Source organism: Paenibacillus sp. IHB B 3084, assembly GCF_001447315.1.
Taxonomy (GTDB): Bacteria; Bacillota; Bacilli; order Paenibacillales; family Paenibacillaceae; genus Paenibacillus.
In genome coordinates this window covers 1971257-1993508 of the sequence record NZ_CP013203.1, presented here as the reverse complement: position 1 = coordinate 1993508, position 22252 = coordinate 1971257, and the positions used below count along the sequence as shown (strand labels likewise).

23 protein-coding genes and 1 pseudogene are annotated in these 22252 nt (G+C 47.6%); 13 read left to right on the top strand and 11 right to left on the bottom strand.

The features are described from left to right. Positions 1 to 31 precede the first annotated feature (31 nt). The gene (locus tag ASL14_RS09355; protein ID WP_134911368.1) at positions 32 to 532 is read right to left on the bottom strand and encodes an NAD(+) diphosphatase; all 501 of its coding nucleotides are present in this window, start codon (positions 530 to 532) and stop codon (positions 32 to 34) included. A 139-nt stretch (positions 533 to 671) separates the two neighbouring features. After that, positions 672 to 2141: an MFS transporter gene (locus ASL14_RS09350; RefSeq protein WP_134911367.1), complete on the bottom strand. Its 1470-nt coding sequence runs from the start codon at positions 2139 to 2141 to the stop codon at positions 672 to 674. Between the two features lie 164 nt (positions 2142 to 2305). Between ASL14_RS09350 and ASL14_RS09345 the strand changes: the two genes are divergently transcribed. Then, complete coding sequence (locus ASL14_RS09345) at positions 2306 to 2728, top strand: MarR family winged helix-turn-helix transcriptional regulator (protein ID WP_025685891.1); 423 nt, start codon at positions 2306 to 2308, stop codon at positions 2726 to 2728. Between the two features lie 179 nt (positions 2729 to 2907). After that, the gene (locus ASL14_RS09340; RefSeq protein ID WP_134911366.1) at positions 2908 to 4059 is read left to right on the top strand and encodes a glycosyltransferase family 2 protein; all 1152 of its coding nucleotides are present in this window, start codon (positions 2908 to 2910) and stop codon (positions 4057 to 4059) included. Positions 4060 to 4061: 2 nt separating this feature from the next. On the opposite strand, the gene ASL14_RS09335 is transcribed toward ASL14_RS09340, so the two are convergent. Together ASL14_RS09335 and ASL14_RS09330 are read right to left on the bottom strand one after the other, a co-directional pair. Next, entirely contained in the window at positions 4062 to 4439 is a 378-nt protein-coding gene (locus ASL14_RS09335) for a DUF3995 domain-containing protein (RefSeq protein ID WP_134911365.1), read from the bottom strand. Positions 4440 to 4451: 12 nt separating this feature from the next. Beyond that, positions 4452 to 5129, bottom strand: coding sequence for a TetR/AcrR family transcriptional regulator (locus ASL14_RS09330; RefSeq protein ID WP_223264268.1), 678 nt, complete (start codon positions 5127 to 5129; stop codon positions 4452 to 4454). 286 nt (positions 5130 to 5415) lie between these two features. Here ASL14_RS09330 and thrS point away from each other — a divergent pair, with 286 nt between their 5' ends. Beyond that, positions 5416 to 7329 (top strand): threonine--tRNA ligase, encoded by a 1914-nt coding sequence (gene thrS, locus ASL14_RS09325; RefSeq protein WP_134911364.1) that lies wholly within the window; start codon positions 5416 to 5418, stop codon positions 7327 to 7329. Between the two features lie 167 nt (positions 7330 to 7496). Here thrS and ASL14_RS09320 read toward each other — a convergent pair whose 3' ends face one another. Continuing rightward, on the bottom strand, positions 7497 to 8291 hold the full coding sequence (locus ASL14_RS09320; RefSeq protein WP_134911363.1) for a GTP pyrophosphokinase: 795 nt from the start codon (positions 8289 to 8291) through the stop codon (positions 7497 to 7499). A gap of 276 nt (positions 8292 to 8567) precedes the next feature. On the opposite strand from ASL14_RS09320, the gene ASL14_RS09315 reads away from it, so the two are divergent. The 3 genes from ASL14_RS09315 to ASL14_RS09305 are packed head-to-tail and all read left to right on the top strand — an operon-like array spanning position 8568 to position 10700. Next, positions 8568 to 9029, top strand: coding sequence for an S-ribosylhomocysteine lyase (locus ASL14_RS09315; RefSeq protein WP_025685885.1), 462 nt, complete (start codon positions 8568 to 8570; stop codon positions 9027 to 9029). Between the two features lie 5 nt (positions 9030 to 9034). Beyond that, entirely contained in the window at positions 9035 to 9805 is a 771-nt protein-coding gene (locus tag ASL14_RS09310) for an SDR family NAD(P)-dependent oxidoreductase (protein ID WP_134911362.1), read from the top strand. A gap of 22 nt (positions 9806 to 9827) precedes the next feature. Then, positions 9828 to 10700, top strand: coding sequence for a MetQ/NlpA family ABC transporter substrate-binding protein (locus tag ASL14_RS09305; protein WP_134911361.1), 873 nt, complete (start codon positions 9828 to 9830; stop codon positions 10698 to 10700). 696 nt (positions 10701 to 11396) lie between these two features. Here the strand turns inward: ASL14_RS09305 and ASL14_RS09300 are convergent. Further along, positions 11397 to 12140, bottom strand: a complete 744-nt coding sequence (locus ASL14_RS09300; RefSeq protein ID WP_134911360.1) for a hypothetical protein — start codon at positions 12138 to 12140, stop codon at positions 11397 to 11399. A 90-nt stretch (positions 12141 to 12230) separates the two neighbouring features. Here ASL14_RS09300 and ASL14_RS09295 point away from each other — a divergent pair, with 90 nt between their 5' ends. After that, positions 12231 to 12527, top strand: coding sequence for a hypothetical protein (locus tag ASL14_RS09295; RefSeq protein ID WP_134911359.1), 297 nt, complete (start codon positions 12231 to 12233; stop codon positions 12525 to 12527). A gap of 165 nt (positions 12528 to 12692) precedes the next feature. On the opposite strand, the pseudogene ASL14_RS09290 reads toward ASL14_RS09295, so the two are convergent. Next, positions 12693 to 15120 (bottom strand): annotated as a pseudogene (locus ASL14_RS09290) (UvrD-helicase domain-containing protein). Positions 15121 to 15428: 308 nt separating this feature from the next. Between ASL14_RS09290 and ASL14_RS09285 the strand changes: the two are divergent. Further along, positions 15429 to 16283, top strand: a complete 855-nt coding sequence (locus tag ASL14_RS09285; RefSeq protein WP_134911358.1) for a zinc ribbon domain-containing protein — start codon at positions 15429 to 15431, stop codon at positions 16281 to 16283. A 65-nt stretch (positions 16284 to 16348) separates the two neighbouring features. Next, on the top strand, positions 16349 to 17137 hold the full coding sequence (locus ASL14_RS09280; RefSeq protein ID WP_134914490.1) for a TrmB family transcriptional regulator: 789 nt from the start codon (positions 16349 to 16351) through the stop codon (positions 17135 to 17137). A gap of 8 nt (positions 17138 to 17145) precedes the next feature. Here the strand turns inward: ASL14_RS09280 and ASL14_RS09275 are convergent, their stop codons facing one another. Then, positions 17146 to 17778, bottom strand: a complete 633-nt coding sequence (locus ASL14_RS09275; protein WP_134911357.1) for an NUDIX hydrolase — start codon at positions 17776 to 17778, stop codon at positions 17146 to 17148. 173 nt (positions 17779 to 17951) lie between these two features. Between ASL14_RS09275 and ASL14_RS09270 the strand changes: the two genes are divergently transcribed. After that, positions 17952 to 18245 (top strand): hypothetical protein, encoded by a 294-nt coding sequence (locus ASL14_RS09270; RefSeq protein ID WP_025682722.1) that lies wholly within the window; start codon positions 17952 to 17954, stop codon positions 18243 to 18245. Positions 18246 to 18320: 75 nt separating this feature from the next. Next, positions 18321 to 19022 carry a histidine phosphatase family protein gene (locus ASL14_RS09265; RefSeq protein WP_044646567.1) on the top strand — a complete coding sequence of 234 codons (702 nt, stop codon included), beginning with the start codon at positions 18321 to 18323 and terminating at the stop codon, positions 19020 to 19022. A gap of 93 nt (positions 19023 to 19115) precedes the next feature. On the opposite strand, the gene mscL is transcribed toward ASL14_RS09265, so the two are convergent. Then, positions 19116 to 19610: a large conductance mechanosensitive channel protein MscL gene (gene mscL / locus ASL14_RS09260; protein WP_134911356.1), complete on the bottom strand. Its 495-nt coding sequence runs from the start codon at positions 19608 to 19610 to the stop codon at positions 19116 to 19118. Positions 19611 to 19762: 152 nt separating this feature from the next. Between mscL and ASL14_RS09255 the strand changes: the two genes are divergently transcribed. Both ASL14_RS09255 and ASL14_RS09250 read left to right on the top strand, forming a co-directional pair. Further along, positions 19763 to 20206 (top strand): carboxymuconolactone decarboxylase family protein, encoded by a 444-nt coding sequence (locus ASL14_RS09255; protein ID WP_134911355.1) that lies wholly within the window; start codon positions 19763 to 19765, stop codon positions 20204 to 20206. A 19-nt stretch (positions 20207 to 20225) separates the two neighbouring features. Further along, on the top strand, positions 20226 to 21155 hold the full coding sequence (locus ASL14_RS09250) for a sigma-70 family RNA polymerase sigma factor (protein ID WP_134911354.1): 930 nt from the start codon (positions 20226 to 20228) through the stop codon (positions 21153 to 21155). A gap of 93 nt (positions 21156 to 21248) precedes the next feature. On the opposite strand, the gene ASL14_RS09245 is transcribed toward ASL14_RS09250, so the two are convergent. Then, complete coding sequence (locus ASL14_RS09245; RefSeq protein WP_134911353.1) at positions 21249 to 21587, bottom strand: DUF4870 domain-containing protein; 339 nt, start codon at positions 21585 to 21587, stop codon at positions 21249 to 21251. 378 nt (positions 21588 to 21965) lie between these two features. Continuing rightward, the gene (locus ASL14_RS09240) at positions 21966 to 22247 is read right to left on the bottom strand and encodes a hypothetical protein (RefSeq protein WP_044649310.1); all 282 of its coding nucleotides are present in this window, start codon (positions 22245 to 22247) and stop codon (positions 21966 to 21968) included. Positions 22248 to 22252 lie beyond the last annotated feature (5 nt).

The following is a 22252-nucleotide window of genomic DNA, read 5'->3' as shown; positions in this document are numbered from 1 at the left end:
GCCGACGTTGGTACCGCCGCTTGTAATCACTTCAAATGAATCCGGCCTCAATCTTTTGAATAATGTTCAGCAGGAAGGTTTCAGCCAAGCTGTTTTTCAAAATAACCTGCTTGGCTTCATCCAGCGTAAACCAACGTGCTTGATCCACCTCTGCGCTGAGAACATCCAGCTTGTCATCGTTTACAATGGATACAAAATTCAGCATCAGTGTATGGGTTCGTTCAAAATACTCGCTGCGCATATATTTATACTCATCCACTTGCAATCCTACTTCTTCCATTACCTCGCGCACCAATGTCTGCTCGGCGGATTCGCCCTTGTTCACATAACCAGCCAGCAAAATAAAATCCTTGATATTGTACTGCTGTATGAGCAACACTTTATCTCTCTGCCGATTGATTACAGCGGTGCTAATTGCAGTGCTGAATATCGGGAACCGAAAGACCTGACATGTATTGCAATAGGGAATAGGGCCTTCTCCTTCACACTCCTTCACCATTAGTTTTGTTCCACATTCATAGCAATACTTCATCTAAGCGCCACCTTATATCACATTTTCAAATTGTAAATGTTGCTTGTTATTCCATGTTCGTACTTCGTACGGAATACTCATCATCTTAATTCCACAATAACTATTCTGTCTATGCGCGTTTTCGTTCCTCTCGACTCCTTTATTGCTTTTCCTCCTGTACCTTTGCCCGTCTGGACCCGATCAGCCGCCAGCCTGTCAGCAGTGCCGCCACCAGACAAATGGACGCGGAAGTCATAAAGACCACATGCATTCCTGATAGAAAAATTTCCGGGTGACCCGGAACCAATCCGGTGACCCGATAACCAGCCTCTTTACTCATGATATAAAACAGGATCGACGTGGCCAAGGTAATCCCCACCACCATGCCGACGTTGCGGACCAGTGAATTGACACTCCCGGCTGAGCCGAGCTGCGTGCGGGGCACCTTGGACATGATTAGCGAATTGTTCGGCGATTGGAATAAACCACTGCCGATACCCAGCATAGCGATCCAAAGACCCACGAACGGAACGGGACTGCCTGCATGGAGACGAGCCAAGCCAATCTGGGCGACTACCATGACTACCAGTCCGGCAAAGGTGAGCAGTTCAGACCCGATTTTATCTGAAAGCGCACCGCTGAGAGGGGCAACGATAACCATGGAGATTGGAAACAGCATCAGCAGGAACCCTGCATAAAAAGGCGACAAGTTCAGCATATTCTGCGTATAGAAAGGCGAAATGATATTAAAGCAGAAGTTAGCGGCGAATACGAGAAAAGCGCACAGAATACTGAGCGAGAACAACGGATTCTTGAATAAAGTGAGCTGCAACAATGGCTGTGGACGGCGAATTTCCACCCGAAGGAATACCGCAAAAGCAATCACAGCAATCACCAGCAGAGCAATGATGCGGCTGTCTCCATATCCGACCTGTTGTCCCAGTAGTAATCCGGCGAACAAAGTGAGGATAAAAACAGCAAACACCAGACTGCCGGGAACGTCGATCTTGTCTTTCACCTTGATCAGATCCTTTGGGAGCAGCTTCCAGCCGAGAAAAACGGCCACCAGACCAATCGGTACATTGACCCAGAAAATATATTGCCAGCCTAGCGAAGAGACGATAATACCACCCAAGCTGGGTCCCGCGATACTGCCGAGGGAAACGAAGGTTCCGATTAGGCCGAGTGCCTTGCCTCGTTCAGTGGAAGGGAAGATATCCGTGACGATTCCCTGGCTGTTGGCCATGGTCATGGATGCTCCAAGCGCCTGAATGATTCGGGAGATCAGCAGCATGGGCAATGAATGGCTGAGACCGCACAGCAGTGAGCCAAGGATGAACACGATCGTGCCGAACTTGAATATTTTAATTTTGCCGACAATATCCCCAAGCTTGCCAAAAAATAAAATGGCTGTACATATAGCCATCAAATAGGCTGTTGTGACCCATTCAATCTGTGCTACGGGTAAATTTAGCGTGCGGGACAACACGGGTAGAGCAATATTGACGATGCTTCCATCCAGCGTGGACATAAACGTAAACAGATTCAATACAATCAAAATCATCCAACGTTTCTTCTGGATTTCGCTATTTTCCTGATACGTTGCAGTGGTTGTAGCAGTTGAACTCATGATAAGCACCTCTTTATCGTTGACGATGACTGTTTGGTTGCACGCGCAACTAAATGAATAGTTCTAGTGTATAGTAAATTAGTTGCGCACGCAACCATATTGTTGTAGAATTTGCTTGGGTTCTACCTGCGGATTTGCCATTTTAAGCTACTGGGGTGTAATTAATGAGAAAAAAACCGATTGGAAAGCTGATTTCCCACCTGTATCGTCGAAATCAAAAAATACTGTCCAAGAAACTGTCTCCTTATGGGATCGGCAGTGGCGGCCAGCACAGCTTTTTAAAGCTCATTTTGCAGCGTCCGGGCATTACACAGGAACAGTTGACGAATGAACTCAAATTTGACAAAGCAACCACTGCGCGCTCTGTAAAACAGTTGGAGGAATCGGGTTACATTGAGCGGAAACCGGACCCGAATGACCGCCGTTCCTATCTTTTGTCCCCAACGGTCAAGGCATTAGAATTTTCTCCTGTTTTGCAAGGAATTATGGATGAGTTCAATGCTGATCTCGTCCATAATTTATCTGATGAGGAAGAAGACCTTCTTATCACCCTACTGCAAAAGATTAGTATAGACTCGGGCGAATAAAGGTATACAGTGAGATCATGGGCCGTTCCCCCCGTACGGCTTAAAAATACATCTCCAATAAGATCAAGCCTGTTTCGAACCTTAGAGGGTGTTTGACCTGACCACGCTAAAGCCATTGAATATATTGTTATCATTCATGTTATTTAAGGGTTTTTTAAAAAATGGTCGGGGGGATTACATTGACTATCCGCTACAGTATCATCATTCCAACCTATAATCGAGCCCAGCAGTTGTTACTCACGCTCGCTTCATTTGAAACACAAACATATCCGAAGCATTTATTCGAAGTGATTGTAGCTGATGACGGTTCTACGGACGGGACAAAGGAAATGGTCGAGGGCTTCCAGGCATCCTATGCACTTCAATATGTATTCCATCAGGAACAACGCGGTCGATCTGCCATTAGAAATTTGGGGCTGCGCCATGCGAAAGGGCTATATATCATCTTCTGCGATGCTGATTTTTTGTTGTTACCTGAATTCATTAGAGTTGTGAGCCGTTATCACCGCAAATATCCCCAAGCCGTGCTTTCAGGCTTCCCTCACTCGTGGGATGATGCTTATACCCATTATTACCCTGACTTTTCCCCAGAGGAAAAAGAACAATGTCGTAATGCACTTACACAATCCAACTTATGGAGTCCGGACTTTGAAGCAGCGAATGAAATTATTCCGTTAATAACGCCAGAAGATATCCTTCATCAAACGGATGCATTGTCAAAAGTTATTATCCCCTCAAGAGTTCCCACCAATGTCAAAAAGCAATTTGCCAAAACGGATGTAGCTCCCTGGATGTTACTAGTTACTCGTTGTGTATCCATCAGACGCAGCCATTTGACTCGTATTGGAGGTTTCAATGAACGGTTTGTACTTTATGGACTCGAAGACTGGGACCTTGGCTACAGACTGCATCGATTGAAAATCCCTTTTTATTGCATCAAAGAGGTAGTCGGATATCACCAGGAGCATCCAACCCACCTCAGAGGAAACATTTTAAATACGGAAAATCTGAAAATCATGTTTGAAACCTATGGATTCAATGACTCCTCGCTAAATTTATTCGCCCTTGTACCTCCATCCCAGGATTTGGAGGCTTACAAAAATACGCTGCGGGTACTGCGCAGGGGAAGCCGATCCAAGCAAACACGTTCGTCAGCACTGTTATTGAGGAGAACATTGCGAATGGCAGCCAAGCAGTTCGTTCAACCAAACCATACCCATGCGTATAAAAAATCATTACGATGGATAAAAAAGAATGCAGAGGGCCGAAAAAGCCGAGTCGCTCAGGTTTTACGAGACATGGTGTTAAAGTCTGAAAAGCTGGTGGAGTAGCATTACTGGATGTCAACACGCAAGAACATAATCATTAAAATGGCTGTTCCCTTCTTTCTCTTGAAAAAACCTACCCATCTGAAATCTCCGATAGAACGTAAAATAAACAAACACGACAACAAGCCTGCTCCGTAGGAATAGAAGGAATCGAAAAACAATAATCGCCTAACTCCCCCCAGTTCAAAGACGAACCAGGCTGCTACAGCTAATAAAATGGCTACAATCGCTGTACCTGTTTTAGAGGGCTCAAAGAGCAAAGCCGTTCCTGTGCTCGGGATCGCTGCCTTAGATCCTCTTTTCCCGCCAACTGCCCAATATACATGCATGCCACTCAATATAAAAAGAACTCCGCCAACTGCCCATGTGAGAAACTCCAACATATGACATCCTCCTTAAATTGAAATCCACTCCGTCCAAATCATGTGAACATGTTGCTGAACCGTTTCGTCATTGAACGTCTCTTGTTTGTGGCGTTCATACCACCCTAAGTAATAATGGTACAACATCCATGATGTCCGAAAGGATTTCTCTGGCTGCATCCCTTTTTGGATAAATAACTGCTGCATAAACTCAATTCTCATCTGTTCCACTTCATCCAGAATGGAGTGATACGTATCATCCTTCAATGATAGTTTTCGTAGATAAAACAAGAAATCTCCTCGTTTCGTCGTCCTGAACATCCGAGTCAGCACGTCTCTGATTCGTTCGTCTGCGGTAGCATGGACAATGGACGATGCAATAACCGGTTGTGTTGTCTGTTCCTTCCACGTCTCAACAATCTGTCTAATATAGCTGCTGCGATTGCTAAAATACCAATAAAAACTGCTTTTGCTGCATCCTAAGGAAATGGCCATTTTTTCAATAACGAGCTGCTCAATGCCGCCCTGTTCAAACTGTTCGATTCCTTTCTGAATCCATTGATACATAAACTCCCACTTGAAATACCGGCGGATTTGATCTATAATGCTGTAGCATATAGTGATATTCAAGGCATTGACCAAAGACATGATTTCCTTGAAGGGCCGTTCAGAGAGAAAAGACGAGGCTGAGAGCTTTTCCGGCAACCGCATGTGAAGTTACCCCTTTGTAGCCGTAACGTTGAACATGTAGCTGTGCAATGTGACAGTGACATCAGTAAGCGCCTACCGATTTATCCCCGTTAACGGATACCAATGGAGGGTCACGCATGTCGTGCATGAGCATGTTTTAATGAACATGAATGTACACACAGGAGCGGGCCGAACTAGGGTGGAACCACGAGCTGAACGCACTCGTCCCTTGAGGGAGAGAGGCGTTTTTTTGCGTTCAATTTTGATATATAGCATGCAACCTACAATTTGAATGGAGGCTTTAATCGTGAGTATTCAAGTGAAATTACCGGATGGAGCCGTACGCGAGTACGAGCAGGGCGTAACGATCGCCGACGTGGCGGGTTCGATCAGCTCCGGGCTGAAAAAGAACGCAGTCGCAGGTAAAGTGAATGGGAAGGCTGTGGATCTGAACACCGTTTTGGATCAGGACAGCGACCTTGAAATTATTACGTTGGACAGTGCGGACGGTCTGGAAATTTATCGTCACAGCACAGCGCATTTGCTGGCACAAGCCCTCAAACGCATTTATGGCGAGAAAAACGTGAAGCTGGGTATTGGTCCGGTCATTGACAGCGGCTTCTACTATGACATTGATATTGAAAACCCGTTGTCCGTTGACGATCTGGCAAAGATCGAGAAGGAAATGGCGAAGATTGCACAGGAAAATCTGCCGATTACACGTCGTGTCGTTAGCCGTGAGGAAGCAACTCGTATTTTCGGAGAGCTGGAAGATCCGTTGAAGCTGGAACTGATTCGCGATTTGCCAGAGGATGCGGAAATCACGATCTACGATCAGGGCGAATTTTTTGACCTGTGTCGCGGGCCGCATTTGCCATCTACAGGCCGCATTAAAGCTTTTAAACTGCTGAGTGTAGCAGGCGCATACTGGAGAGGCGATTCCAACAACAAGATGCTTCAACGTATCTACGGAACTGCATTCCCGAAAAAAGCACAGCTAGACGAGCATCTGCACTTACTGGAGGAAGCGAAAAAACGCGACCATCGCAAGCTGGGTAAAGAGCTGGAGCTGTTCATGTTCTCCGAAGAAGCACCAGGTATGCCGTTCTACCTGCCGAAAGGTATGGTTGTCCGTACTGCACTGGAAGATTACTCCCGTGAAACACAACGTCTGCATGGCTATGAGGAAGTACGCACACCGCTGATGATGAACAATCGTCTGTGGGAACAATCAGGACACTATGAGCATTACAAGGAAAACATGTACTTCTCCGAAGTGGATGAAACTACATTTGCTCTGAAACCGATGAACTGCCCGGGGCATATGCTTGTGTTTAAAAATGAGCTTCATTCTTACCGCGATCTGCCGATTCGGATTTCCGAATTTGGACAAGTGCATCGCCATGAGCTGTCCGGTGCGTTGAACGGTATGATGCGTGTTCGTACATTCTGTCAGGATGATGCGCATATTTTTGTTACTCCGGGTCAGATTGAGCAAGAGATTACAGATGTAATCAAGCTGATTAACGAAATGTATAGTGTGTTTGGCTTTGATTTTACAGTGGAGCTGTCCACACGTCCAGATGACTTTATGGGCGAGCCAGCACTGTGGGATCAAGCGGAACAAGCTCTGCAAAACGTGCTGGATCACCTGGGTATCAGCTATCGTATCAATGCGGGAGATGGAGCGTTTTACGGTCCGAAAATTGACTTTCACATTCTCGATGCGCTCAAACGCAGCTGGCAGTGCGGAACGATCCAATTGGACTTCCAAATGCCTGAGAAATTCGAACTCACTTATGTGGGCGAGGACAACCAGAAGCACCGTCCAGTCGTTATTCACCGTGCCATCTACGGTTCGATTGACCGCTTCATGGGCATCCTGACTGAGCATTTTACAGGTGCATTCCCAATGTGGCTGGCCCCTGTACATGCGAAGCTGCTGCCGGTATCCGAGAACTATATCGAGACTGCCAATGAGATACGGGATGCGTTGCTGAAAGCAGGTCTGCGCGTCGAAGTGGATACTCGTAATGAGAAGCTTGGTTATAAAATCCGCGAGGCACAATTGGAGAAGGTTCCATATATGTTCGTTATCGGGGAAAATGAAAAAACATCCGGTACTGTAGCGGTTCGTAAACGGGGCGAAGGCGATCTGGGATCACTCAGCATTGCGGACATCGTTGAGAAAATCAGCACAGAGATCCGTGAGAAGCAGTAATATTTGATTGAAAAATGAGCAAAAGAGCCATCAAAACCATGATGAACGTGGTTTTGATGGCTCTTTTTTTGTACATTACAGAATACATAGGTTTTAGCGAAGCTGAGCCAAGGCGGTTGTCCCCCTGACCGACGAATTGCTCAGGTTATCAGATAAGTAGTGAAGCTCTAGCAGGTCTGCGGCCGGGATACGGCGTGATCTGTAGGCAGAGCGTGCTTCCTCGGAGCTGAAGCCGCAGGCGGTTGCGCAGACGATTCTTCCTGATCCTCGCTGAGCGACAAGATTTCGCCGCGCAGCTTTAGCATTTTCTGATCCAGCTCATAGGTTGCACGCGCAGCCTCGGACAGCCCATTGACGACATGCTCAGGCACTTTCTTATCGAACTTATAGTACAAAATATGCTCCATGCTGGCCCAGAAATCCATAGCCAGTGTGCGGAGCTGAATTTCAACCTTGATCCAGCGCGTACCTTCAAACAGAATTAGCGGAACTTCTACAATGACATGAAGGCTCTGATAGCCGTTGGGTTTGGGTTGGGCAATATAGTCCTTGACCTCCAGAATACGGATGTCTTCCCGTGTACGCAGATGATCCATCAGGCGGTAAATATCTTTAACAAAAGCACACACGACCCGCATTCCCGCGATATCATGAATTTCACGCAATATATTGTCCAGGGTGACCTCATACCCTTTGCGTCGAACCTTTTCCACAATGCTGTGAGGCTCTTTGATTCGGGTCTTGATATGCTCAATCGGGCTAAAGCCGTCCAACAGCTTCCATTCCGTCTGAATCAGCTTAATTTTGTTCTTTAATTCCTCCAGAGCCAGCTGATAAAGGACAGGGATTTTTCTCCATTCCTCCAGTTGCTTGGCGTTAACTCCGTTCTGCTCCAGCTGTAGCTGAAATTCCTGTAAGGGCAAAGGGACAGCATTCAAGTGCTTCCAATCCGGTTCATTCACAGGGCATTCTCCTAAATGAGGCTTACGATGTCCTCGATCTATTTCGTAAATATGCATTCCCGTATATATTGTACACTATGTCAAAACCTAGAGGCAAAGGAGAGAAGGTCAAAGAAAGGAGAAATAGGACAAGAATTTTTGTGGTAAAACCGAGTAATCCGATGTATAATTACAAAAATGCTGATTTGGAGCATTTAATTTTAAAAAAATAGCACGAATGTAGAGTATCCGTCATTAGATTAAAAATATAAATTACAGAAAATGAGGTTGAGTGAAATGGCAAAAGTAGAAAGTTTTCAATTAGATCACACGATTGTAAAAGCCCCTTATGTAAGAGCAGCCGGAGTAGAGCATGACGAAAAAGGAAGCACAGTTCAAAAGTATGACTTGAGATTTTTACAGCCAAATGAGGATGCAATTCCAACAGCCGCTGTACATACGCTGGAGCACTTGTTGGCGACGTATTTGAGAGATGAAATTAAAGGAATTATCGATATTTCTCCGATGGGATGCAGAACCGGGTTCTATTTGATTCTTTGGAATGAACATGAGCCCGAGGAAATTGCAGTCGCTTTGGAAAAAACCTTGAAAAGAATTCTGGAAACGACGGAGGTCCCGGCTGTGACGCCTTTGGAATGCGGGAACTACAAGGACCACTCTCTTTTCTCGGCGCAGGAATATGTGAAAATTGTATTGGAAGCTGGCATTAGCCGAGATCCTTTCGAAAGAGTTTTTTAAAATTTATGATTTCGATCGACTTATCTCATCAGACAGCGGTAGTGACAGGCGGCAAGTCAGGTATAGGCAAGGGAATTGTGGAACTGTTCATCCAAAGCGGGGCCAAAGTGATTTCTGCTGATATTTCTTATGAAGAGCCGTATCGAGTGGTCAATCCGCAGTTGGTTGAAACTCATTTGGACATTTCCAAGCCGGACGATATTGAGAGATGGTGTAATGTACTGTTCAGTGAAACGGGAGTCCCTGACATATTGGTAAACTGTGCGGGCACTTCCACGATGGACTATGTTATTGATAGCGAGCTAGCAGACTGGGAGAAGGTATTTTCTATTAATTCAACCGGATTATATGTGACGTCCAAACGGTTTGCCAAAGAAATGGTGAACGCTCATAAGCCAGGACGAATTATTCAAATCGCTTCGCAGGCTGGAAAAAATGGATATCGGGCGATGGGAGGCTATTGCGCCTCCAAGCACGCGGTTCTCGGATTAACCAAGGTCATGGCGATTGAGCTTGCGCCCCAAAATATTTTGGTTAATGCGGTGTGTCCCGGCATTGTAGAAACGCCGATGAAGCATCGGGAACGGATTGAGGGGGGCGTCATTCGTGGAATGACCGCTCAAGAAATATATGAGGAAGATTGTTCTCAGGTACCTCTGGGAAGAACGGCTGAGGTGGAGGATGTCGCCAATGTGGTGCTGTTTTTGGCAAGTCCGCTCTCCGCATATATGACAGGACAAGCGATTAATGTTACAGGCGGAATGACGATGCACTAGCAAGATCTGGGGGGAAGTAGAGATGAAGAAATCATTCGTTTTACTATTAGGAATCAGTTTATTATTAGTAGCTGCAGGATGTGGCAATAAAAGCTCTGACAGTAGTGGTGCCAGCTCCACTTCCGGTTCGGAAACACAGAAAATAGTCATCGGTTCCATGGGCTCGGACGCACAGATCTGGAAGCATATTGCCCAATCTCAAGCAGCTAAGGATGCCAAGCTGGATATTCAAGTGAAGGAAATTAACGGCGGGATCGAAACGAACAATGCCACCAAGGAAGGCGAAGTAGATGTGAATGCATTCCAGTCGTGGGCGTATCTCGTTACCTACAACAAGGAAAGTAAGGCGGATTTGAAGGCTATTGCCACAACCTATCTGGAGCCGATGGGCATCTACTCACAAAAATTTAAAAGCATTGATGAAGTGACGGACGGAGCTTTGGTGGCTTTGGCAGATAATCCGGCCAATACGGCAAGAGGCTTGAAGCTGTTGGAGGCTTCCGGCTTAATTAAGCTGAAAGCAGATTTTGATGATGCTTTAGGCACGGTCAAAGATATCACCAGCAACCCTAAAAACCTGAAATTCGAGCTGATCGACGATAAAACAGGACCGCGTGTCATTCAAGATGTGGGCTTGGTATTGATCGGGAATACGATTGCTCTAGAGGGTGGACTGAATGTGCTGAAGGATTCCTTGTTCCACGAAGAGATTAGTCAGGCGACTAAAAATAATATCAATGTCCTGGTTACCTCATCCGATAAGGAGAATGACAAAGGACTTCAAAAGTTGGCAGATCTGTATCATAACGAGGATACTCAAAAATACATTAAAGATGAATTTGGCGGCACCAAGGTAGAGGTTAAAGAGCCTGTAACTTATTTGGAAGGTAAGTGATACTCGGAAGTAGTTGTCGTTAAAATCATAGTTGAGCGGTAGAGGAATAACGGATTTCCTCTATTTGCCCAATTTATTGATCATAAACCCAAAAACACAATGTACCCAATATGCAAATAAGCGACAAAGGATAGAGCAGCCACTTGCTAACCCTATCTTTAGAAATGATTACCAAACAAACGGTGCACATCCACGCGATTATTAATTGCCAGAAACCCAATGAAACAACGCCTCCCCATAACAGCATCCTTCTACAAAGTGAAATTTATATCCTTCTACTTTTTTTTCATATGGAGCAAGAACTGCAAGAGTTCCAAAGATTCTGCAAGGATTATATAAAAAAGGTCGGCACATTGGCCGACCTGATTCACCGAGGCTCGAAAGCAGCGACGTGTTCCTTATTCGATTTTCCATGATACAAATTTACCACAGCAAAAGTCCAGTGGCGGGCCATAAAGCGGTCATTTTCCAGTCAAAAATATTACTAGTCCCATTGACCAATTGTGAAATTGCTTCTCCAACTCCAAAAATCGCCTAATCCAGTCCCAGTAATACTCACTGAACCTAAAGATATAGCGAATGGTACTTCACTATATGCATGAGCATAACTATTGGCAAAGCTACCTGTACTACCATCATGCGCTACTGGTATTCTTACTTCGGTATATAAAGTTCCGTATTGCTCTTTGATGGGTATTAAGCGGACTGACCCAATAGTTCCCAAAGTTTGTGACTGGTCAATATTACTAAATTCACCATCATGCCAGTTTCCATTTGCTGTCGATTAAAGAATTCGGCTTTTGACCCAATGGCAGTAGTATGGGATTGGAAAGCATGCGCAACCTTATCTGTTAAGGTAAACCAAGGGATGTTGCTCCAGCTAAAATGTGTTCCGTATGAATACTTGAACTCTCTACCATTTGCTGTTTTCCCCATATAATGAATTGAAGAAGTGCCTGAAAAAGTACCGTCGTTAACAGATCCCATCGCAGATGTGCTGAACTTATCACCTTTTATTTTTTTCAAATCAGCTTCTCTGATTTTGTTGATTTCAGCTTCATTTTCTGGTGTAATTATATGTTCCTTACCACTAAGATCAAAATATTTGTGAACCATTTCACTTTGGGTTACTTTAACTTTCACTCCACCCTCAGTAATGAGATAAACTTTCTCTGCCTCAGAGAGTTCTTCACTTTCTTTTTCGGTATAACCCATTTCGCTTAAGATCTCGTCTTGTTGTTTCTCCGTCAAAGATTTTGCATTCTCAATCGGCTCAATACGGCCATCAGAAAATTTTTTAACCGTTAGATTGTTGTCAATTTTCAGTGGAGTATAGTCCATTACCTCCATTTCTGCCGCACTAGCCACGCTAACTGAGCCTTGAGATAATGCAAGGAGTCCAACTACCACAAGCGAGAGTAACCCTGTCTTCTTTTTCATCTTTTACCTCCAAAGTGGAATAATATTGTAATTCTATTTCCAATAATACATAGATATAGTATAATGATCAATTATTGGAGGTGCATTCTAATGTCAGTAACAAAAAATAAAATTTCATCATTTATTCTAAAAATTGTATTTATTTCACTAATCATTGGTTTGATTTATTATTATTCAGGATCTCATCCAAGTGAAACCGCTAAATTAGTCGAAGTTAAAGATGATTACTTAGTCATCCAAAGCGATGCCTCTAACGGAGGCGAGATTAAAAAATTATATATCTCTTCAAAGTCCGTTATCCCTCCTCTTGTTGTGGGGAAAGAATATTACTTCGTGTCTGACCAAAGATATTTCCAACGTCCATATATCCGTTTTGTAGAAGATTAAAACATGAAGGTTCGCTGTAACACCTAATATATTGATGGCTTTGGAAATGGTATAAATAGAAAATGACAGATATATAATGAACAATAAGCACCGTCAAATCCATGTAGCTAGTGGTTTTGATGGTGCTTTTATACTTTTTCAGGGGAAGAATGATTTAGTTTATGCCTATCTAGCCGGGATGCTGCGTGTCCCCTCAGTCATCGGGGATGAGCAGAGGGGCACACCGGCGGCGTGCCTGCTCCAGCCGAAGCCGTTCGGCGGGCGCCTGTCGTATCACGCCGCATCCACGCCTTGCAGGCGTCGTCGGTGCATTTCCACACGGGCACGCTGATGCGTGGCTCCTCCCGTGTACTTGCCACCGACGAGGCCGTCCGCGCTGGCCCGCTGCCTGGTCCGGGCCTGCTGCTCACGCGGGTAGCCGTGCCGGACGCGTTCGTTCCGCTGCTGGGGCGGCTACCGTGCCCGGGCGCACCCTTCGGCTGGCCGAAGCTGGTGCGCCGCGTTTCCGGCTTGGAAGCCTCAGGGGGTGTGACCCCGTAGGCTTCCAGCAGAAACCGCGACACGGCGGCAGGCTTGCCATGGTTGGAGGCAGGGGAGGTGATGTACAGCAGCTCCTTCGCCCGGGTGACGGCCACGTAGGCGAGGCGGCGCTCTTCCTCCAGCGCCGCGTCGTTATCTACGGCTGCTGCGGGGGCTGCGCCTGCCCGCCGATCCTCTGGCAGCTCGCTGTGCAACGCGGAGCTGTGCGGCAGGATGCCTTCGCTTGCGCCGATCCAGTAGACGCAAGGGAACTCCAGTCCCTTGGCCCGGTGGATCGTCATCAGGCGGACAGCATCGCTGTCTTCCTCTCTGCGCAGCGATTCCATCTGACGGTGGCGCTCGGAAAGCTCGTCCGCAAAGCTGACGAACGCCTCCACCGTGTCAAAACGCTTCGCCGCCGTTTCCAGCTCCTCCAGACTTTCCTGCATCGTTTCCTTATAATGAGTCCACGCGCCCGTATCGCCGCTTTCCAAATACTTATCATAGAAGACGCGCCGCATTTCCTGAATGGCATAGGTCGGCTTCATCGTGGTGAGGCTGCGAATCAGCCGAATACGCTCCTTCACCTGTTCACGCTGAAAGTCGCGCAGCCGATCCCAGCGACTGAGATGGATTAACGGATATTTTTTAGCCTGCTGCTTTTCCTCGCGCATAATCCATTCCATCCCCGCTTCACGGGAGACATACAGCGGCCCAAGGGTACTCGGAATGGATTCCATCCGCCGGGGGTTCAGCGACAGACGCAGGTGATCCATCAAGGGGCGAATCAGGGATTGGTCATAAAATACCGCCCCGGCTCCATACTGAATAAACGGTACATCCCGCATGATTAATTGCTCAAAATAGAACGGCTTCCGCTGGCTGTCCGGTGCAAAATAGCGATATCCCGGTAGCGAAGCTGACCTTCCTCTACCTGTCCGAGCAGATGTGTAACAATATGCGCCGCTTCTTCCTCCGGCCCGGATGGCGTAGCAAACTGTGGGGCCAGGCCCTCACGTCCGGCAGCCGAAAGGCGCTTGGAGCGTCGGTGGACGTTTTTGGCGACAATGTTGGAGCCCAACCCCAATATCCGCGCATCGCTGCGGTAATTAATATCAAGGGTAATGACCTTTGCATCCTTATAAACCTTGTCAAACTCCAGAATGGATTCCTGACGCGCCCCGTTAAAGGTGTAGATCGTCTGGTCATCATCACCGACGACCATCAGATTGCGGTGACGGGCAGCCAATCGCTGCACCATTTCATATTGCAGGGCATTCGTATCCTGAAACTCATCGACCATGATGTGGGAAAAACGCCGCTGAAGCGGCTGAAGCACGTCCGGGTCACGCAGCAGAACGGAGGCACGCAGCAGAATATCGTCAAAATCCATTTTATTGCGCTCCTGTTTCCACGCTTCATAAGCGAGCATGGCACGTTTGGCATCCGATTCCTCGCGTACGGTTTCCGGCAGCTCGTCCGCGCTGCGGCCTTCCGCCTTCCAGGCGGAGAGGGCGGACAGCAGGCTTTCAGGCTGGAACGCCTCGCTAAGCCCGAGCTGGCGCAGCATCATTTTCATAACGGTGTGCTGGGCCTGCGTTTCGCCGAATACTTCATCCTGCACACCGCGATGCCGCAGCATCGCCAAAGCGAACGAGTGGAAGGTACGTGCTTGGACGGCACGTGCGGCAGCCGGGCGCACACCGGGCAATCCTGCGATGCGCAGCTTCATTTCGGCAGCCGCCTTGCTGGTGAAGGTGACCAGCAGGATGGACGATGCAGGAACATCCCGCAGCGCCATCAGGTAGCCTGCACGGGCGGCCAGTACTGTGGTTTTGCCGCAGCCTGCCCCGGCTAGTGTCAGTAGGGGGCCTTTACCATGGCGGACCGCCTGAATTTGCGGGCGGTTCAAGTGAATGCCCGCGTTCTCCAAAGCGCGAAAATAAGCCGAGTCGCGGTCACTGTCAGATACCAGTGTTGTGCTGGTATCCATAGAAGCACGGCGGGCCTGCGGGCTCGACGTTGAATAAGGAACCCCGATAGGTCGGGGGTAAAAAGCAGGATTTGGGTCCATGATCCTGAAACCCCTTTCGATTATAAAATCTTCCATTTTCACAAATGGGGGTAGTTTTTGGTATGATAGAGTTCTAGTCAGCATGAGCTGACCTTGAGAACAAGACAATAGACTGAAATATATGCTGAACGCATGCGGGTCTGAACAGATTGTTAGAATGTCAGAACGTTGCCGCGGATGCTTGCATCCTTCCAAAAGGCGATATGACCGCATTCCATTATACAGGAGTTCGAGGTTTGCCAACAGAAAAAAACTTGGATATATGCACGGTACGGGGAAATCCGGCTGGATATAGGGAGGAAATCACGATGAAGCTGATTCAACGTATTAAGGAAGGCGCTAATCGCGCTACAGAAAAGGCACAGCATGCTGTCGAGATTAGTAAAATAAACTCACAGATTACAGCGATTCAGCAGGAAATGGATGTTCATTTTTTGCGAATGGGTCAAATTTTTTATGAAGGCTACCGGGCATCCGATATGTCGGTGGCAGAAAAGGAAATGACACAGCTATCTACCGCTTGTGATGAGCTTCAGGATGAAATTGACGAGCTGCGCGGCAGAATTGCAGAGCTGAAAAATGCTCATTTATGCACCTGTGGAGCTGTTGTGCCACTGGATGCGAACTTTTGCCCGAAATGTGGGCGCAAGCTGAATGAGGGACAGGCAGCTTCCAAGCAAGTAGCTGCTGTGCGCGAAGAGGCGCCAACGGGCGTATATTCGTTTGATCTGCGCAAGCACGAAGAGCCAGCCAAGAGTGCTGAGCCTGCTTACAACCATTACGAAGAACATGAGCCGTATGATCGGCATGAACTGGAGCAGGATGAGCTGCATGAAACACACGAACCATCCAGCTTGGAACGCAACTATACGGTGTCCGACTTTACACCGGAAGAAAAGGCTGCCTTCGATGAAGAGTGGGAGCGCCGTCGTCAGGAAGAGCTGGAGCAAGAGCATCGTCGTTTGGAGGAGCTGGAACGTGAACGGGAGCGTCAGGAGGAGCTGGACGAGCGCATTCGGTACTGGAAGGCTAACAACTCCGAGGCAGAAAAGCCGGCAACTCCGGCTGCACAGGTACGCGAGAATGTGAAATGCCAAATTTGTACAGCCGAGCTGCCCAAAGGCTCCAAGTGGTGCCCGCGTTGCGGAGCTGAACAGATTTGACGCAGCCGAACAGGCTGCCGCAGGACATGGACAGAACGCCGGGCAGCATAGGGGGAACAGAACATATGGAGCGTTTGCTGCATCATCTGCGGAATCTGGGATTTACGGAAATGGAAGCCAAGGTTATGGTCGAGCTATCAAGGCAAAATGCGGCCTCCGGCTATGAAGTCGCCAAGCGTCTGGGTGCATCACGCTCCAATGTATACGCGGCTTTGCAGCGTTTGGCCGGGCAGGGGTATCTCAGGGCGAGTGCGGGAGAACCTGTGCGTTACAGCATGCTGCCATCGGGTGAGCTGACCCGGATGATTGAAGGGCAGTTACAGGAGTCCCTGCGTGCGGTCGAGAAGGAAATGCCGAGAGCAGAGCCGGCCAAGCCGACCTTTTATAACGCGGAAGGCGACCGGAATGTACTGGAAAGCCTGACACGTGAGCTGGAACGGGCGGAGCATGAGATTGTGCTGGATTTGTGGCGTGAGGAAGCTGAACTGCTGCGGACAGAGCTGGAAAAAGCCGAAAAACGGGGTGTGCGCCTGTTATGGTCCTGCGATAACGGAGAAAGTGTGCTTGGGCCATGGCTGCCGCGTGCGTCTCATGAGGCCGGACAGGAACCTTCGGGGCGCAAATTTTCTTTTGTCATTGATCGGCGCTGGTGCATGCTGGGCATGCGGGGAGAGAATTGCCCGACACAGGCGCTCATTACCGAGCATCCGGTGATGACAGGACTGCTGCTGAATCATTTTGCCCAGGATCTGATTCTGTATGAGCTGGAGCATGACATGGGCAGCGAGCTGTCGACCCGGTATGGCTGGCGGTATGAGGGCATTATCGGTAAATATATGTCGGCTGGAGAATAAAATAAGAATTATAGACCAGGAAGTTTCATCAGAGCCCGGCATATAGATGTAATGTATCCGGCCTTATGAGGAACGAATTGATCCGATGTAATCAGGCGGCGATATTGTTCGGGGTTCGGCCCCGAGGATATGCCGTTGGCTTCGAGAAAAGGAATACGTCCTTCAAAGAGGGCGAGTGTTTGTTCGAGGTCTGCTTCGTACAGCCCGGCCACTTCTTCTTGCTGGAGACGATAGTGCTCCAATGGCTGGTTCGACAGCAAACCAAACACCGAGCTGACCTCACGGTCCCAAAAAGATATGCCCTGTGCGGTTCCTTTGCTCTCATAACGAACGGTCATCAGCGGTGTCAATGAGGTAAAGGGAACGTGAATGCCCAGTTCTTCCTCCAGCTCACGCGCTGCCTGAGATACATCTTCACCTGCCGTTAAATGGCCCGCTGCCGTAATATCGTAGTAGCCGGGGAAGGTGTCCTTCGTATCCTGGCGCTGCTGAAAGAGCAAGCGGCGGCCTGTTGAGGTGTCTCGTGCCAGCCAGCAGTGAAAGGTATGGTGCCAGTATCCCTTGGCGTGTGCATCTTGGCGGGAAGCTGTGCCAAGGGGATTATCTTCATTGTCATAGATGTCCAGAAGCTCGCTAGTCATCGTGGTTCCTCCTCATTATAAGCAGATGTAAAAGGTCTATTTCACAGTATAACGTGTTTTCCATCCTGACGATATGAAGGCGGCTATGGAATGTGGAGTGGGGTTTGGGGTATGCTGGGAACATGGAGATTTACGCCATAAAATAGGTATACGATCGAAAGGAGCGATTTTACATGGAATGTATCGTACATTTTCGGGTCATGCATCCGGAAGAACCCAAGGAGCTGCGCGGGCTGATTATGCTGGAAAGCGGAGGCAAGCCAGGAATCGAGCAAATCACGGATATGTTCAAAAATATGGGTTATGATGTCCGTCCGGACAATCCGGAGGAACTGATTTTCAAGCCAGTCGATGCCAGAGCGAATTATACATATATCCGGGTTATTGAGCTGGATACGGGTGAGGAAGTCTATCAGGAAGACCGGGATTTACGTGCTATTCTGGAAACCTTGCTGAATAAGCATTAAGAGATCAGGAGGGCTAACGGATAGGATGAGATAAAGCTGTCCTGTTGTCATTTCATAGGAACGGAGAAAAGAAATATGAGATTGTATATCATTCGGCACGCAGATCCCGATTATCCGAACAATACCATAACTCCGGAAGGGCACTTAGAGGCTCAGGCATTGGCCAAAAGGCTGTCCAGTCACGGACTGGACCGTATTTATGCTTCTCCTATGGGACGTGCGCTGGATACGATGCGATACACCGCCGATTCTCTCGGTATGACTCATGAAGTGGAGCACTGGACGCAGGAGTTGGGCTTGAAGCTGGAGGAAACTCCCTACGGCCGTCTCTCTCATTGGGATTTACCCGGTGAAGTGATTCGCTCCGAGGTGCCTCTGCCGACTCATGACTCCTGGAAGGAGATTTCCTATTATCAGGGAACGCAAAGTCCTGAAACGTTCGAGCAGCTAAAGCTTCATTCCGATGAATTTTTGAATCGCCAAGGCTTTGAGCGGGTTGGGGGGAAATATCGGATTCTGAAGCATACCGAAGACCGGGTGGCCGTATTTTGCCATGGCGGCTTCGGACTGACTTGGCTTGCCCATCTGTTGGAGCTGCCACTGGCCCTGGTCTGGTCCGGTTTCTGGATGCCACCTAGCTCCGTAACCACGATCTTGTTTGATGAGCGTTCCAAGGAGTGGGCGACTCCCCGTTGCATCGGCTTCGGTGACGTCTCCCATCTATACGCAGAGGGCTTACCCGTCAGACCCCGCGGCATCATCACCAATTTTAGCTGATCAAGCCTTCAATACTATAATCAAAGCGGCTTAGACGTTGCATCGTCTAAGCCGCTTTTTGTAGTCATATGTGTTTTTTGGCCGACTAAACCGTTAGCGTGCTTCTACGTACCCTTCTAGCTTGGAAGTGCAATGTGCACAACGTGTAGCAGCTACAGGAATTTCCGACAGGCAGTGCGGGCATTCCTTGATCGTTTTTTCCTGAGGAGGTTTTTCTTCCTCTTTACGCTTCAGCATGTTGATCCCTTTGACCAGCAGGAACACGCAGAAGGCCACGATCATAAAGTCGAGCAGAACGTTAATAAACTGACCGTAGGCAAGAACGGCAATCCCTGCTTCTTTGGCTTGTGCCAGAGTCATGCGTGTGCCGTCAGCATTCAAAGGCTCGGCAGTTCTTAAAGCAGCATATAAGTCTGGAAAATTCATACCGCCCAGCAGCTTACCAATCGGAGGCATAATAATATCGTTTACTACAGAAGTGACAATCTTGCCAAATGCTCCACCGATGATAACACCGACTGCAAGATCAATAACGTTCCCCCGTACAGCGAACTCCTTAAACTCCTTAATAAAACCTTTTCCGCTCATGTGAGTGCTCACCTTCTTTACATAAAATCATTTATCTATAATACATGCTATGTCAATTGAGGGCAATTCCAGATTCTTTCTATTGCACTTTGTCACAAATCCACAGGTTCACTTGTCTTCTAGGTGTAAACCAATAATGGAGGCGATGTATCGTGAGTTTAAGATTGAATTACAGAGCAGTGAGTCCAAGTACGTTTAAGGCTATGATGGAGATGGAAAAATATATTTCCGGACGTTTTACAGACAAGGTGTTGTACGAGCTGCTGAAAATTAGAGTATCCCAGATTAACGGGTGTTCTTATTGTTTGGACATGCATGCCAAGGATCTACTGAAACTGGGGGACTATGGTGATCACATTTTGCAGTTGGCCCTATGGCGGGAAGTTCCTTTGTTCACGGAAAAAGAACGTGCTATGCTTGAATTAGCTGAAGCGGTTGCCCGCATTTCTGAACAAGGGGTACCTACGGATTTGTATAATCGGGTTAGAGGACATTTTAGTGAGGAAGAATATGTGGATTTAATTATGGCGGTTAACGTCATTAATGGTTGGAACCGGATTGCCATTGCGACGGGGATGTATCCGGGCAGTCTTTAATCGAACAGGAGGCCATACTTTGACTGGCAAAGAACATGGAATTGGACAAGAATCGGTAGCGTTAAGTCTGGAGGAGCTATATCAAAGATATCGTAAATATTCTTTTGCCATTGCTTATCGAATGCTTGGGACGGTGACGGATGCCGAGGATGTAGTTCAAGACTGCTTTGTCGAGTTGAAGAAAAAGCCCCTCAATGACTTACAGAATCCCAAAGCCTATGTAGCCAAAATGACGATGAATCGGTGTCTGAATCTTCTGAACTCTGCCCGTAAGCAAAGGGAGACGTATGTTGGACAGTGGCTGCCGGAGCCGCTTGGTGAGAGCGCAGATCTTCCAGCAGATTGGTTGGAGCGTAAAGATATGATATCTTACGCTTTTCTGGTTCTGCTGGAGCAGCTCAAGCCGATGGAACGGGCTGTTTTTGTGCTCAGGGAAGCTTTTCAATATGACTATAAAGAGATCGCGGAATTACTGGGAAAGACCGAAAGTAACTGTCGTCAACTGTTCAGTCGCTCCCGCCGTCTTCTTGCTTCCGAGGAATCTGCCCATGCCGATCCGGTAAGCAGTAATATAATGAGCCCTTCCAGAATAAAGGTACTGGAACGTTTTACAGCCGCCTTTCTCGCCTACGATGTTAGCGCTATGCTAGAGCTGCTGGCTGAGCAACCCGTATTTGTGGCAGATGGCGGAGGCAATGTGCATACGGTGATGAGACCTATGGTCGTGCGCAAGGGCGTCCTCGCCCTGCTGACCTCTCGTCGTGTATTAACCGTACTACGGGAGAGAGAGCTGGTCCGCACCGTCATCAATGGTGAGGTACAGCTCGTATTCTTGAAAGAAGGTACAGTGAGGGAGGTCTTATGCATCAGTCTGGCACCGGACGGGGAGCATATTCAGGATTTTTACTTGATGATCAATCCGGACAAGCTGGGGCATATTCGTGTATGAGCAGAAAAAGCCGACAAGCTACAAAAACCTTGATTCCTTCTCAGGATCAAGGTTTTTGCTGTTTTTAAATCTTGGTCAAATACACATACGTTCTCACAACTGCCGGGCTTGATGGAGGGCTAGATCACCCACCCAAGGAAGCTTGAGCCACTTGCCTTGTCCAGCATGAATGATCAAGACGATCCATAATGCGATGCCTGCCAGTGTCAGTAGGGAAGCGAGTAGAGGGCCGAGTAGCGGAATGAGTCCTGCAAGCGCATGCCCGATCATGAGGGCTACGAACAAAAAAATAGATTGCAGCGCGTGAAACAGGACGAATCTGCTTTTCTTTTCCAGCAACACGAAGGCTAGTGCACCAAGGAATGCGAACAGGTAGCACAGGACAGCCGCTATATTTTCATCCATTCCTGTGGAAGACTTATAGACTGACATGTAAGGCAAATCCCCCTTTATAAGTTATTCATGCGCAAGCTCCGTACTATACAGGGTATGAGGACAGGAATTAAGGTTATGCCAACCTGCGGCAGAAAAAGTTCAAGCCGAGCATGTGTATAAAAACACGAAAAAGGCCGAACGAATAGGTTTCGCTCAGCCCTTTTTAACGTTATCCACAATTTTTGCACATGTTGTACGCAATTTATCCACTGATTCATAATATTTATCCACAAAACAAACAGTTGTTATACACAATTTGTGCACAAGTTGTAGACAACAGAGAATATACCCACGCTTTATGCACAAATTGTGCACAATATATCAACAAGATATACTTATCTGTGGATATTTCATTCAGATCCGTTCTTTCCCGTGTTAACGATCTCCGCGTTGTAAACGACGGCGTGGATGTGTAATTTTACCCTTTTTATCCTCGTCATCCTCTTTGGGGACAAGTCGTTCATCGGTACGTCCGTCATGATGATTGTCAAAGGCGTATTCGGTCATTTTCCACTCGGAATCGCCTAAAACAACATCAGAGGGAAAATGCTGTCCCCGATGTAAATGCTGCTCATGTCCGTCCTCATCGACATAAATACCGTCTACTTCTACCTTCTCACCCGTAAGCGGGAGCAAATCCTTTCCTTTGCGTTCCATTGGTA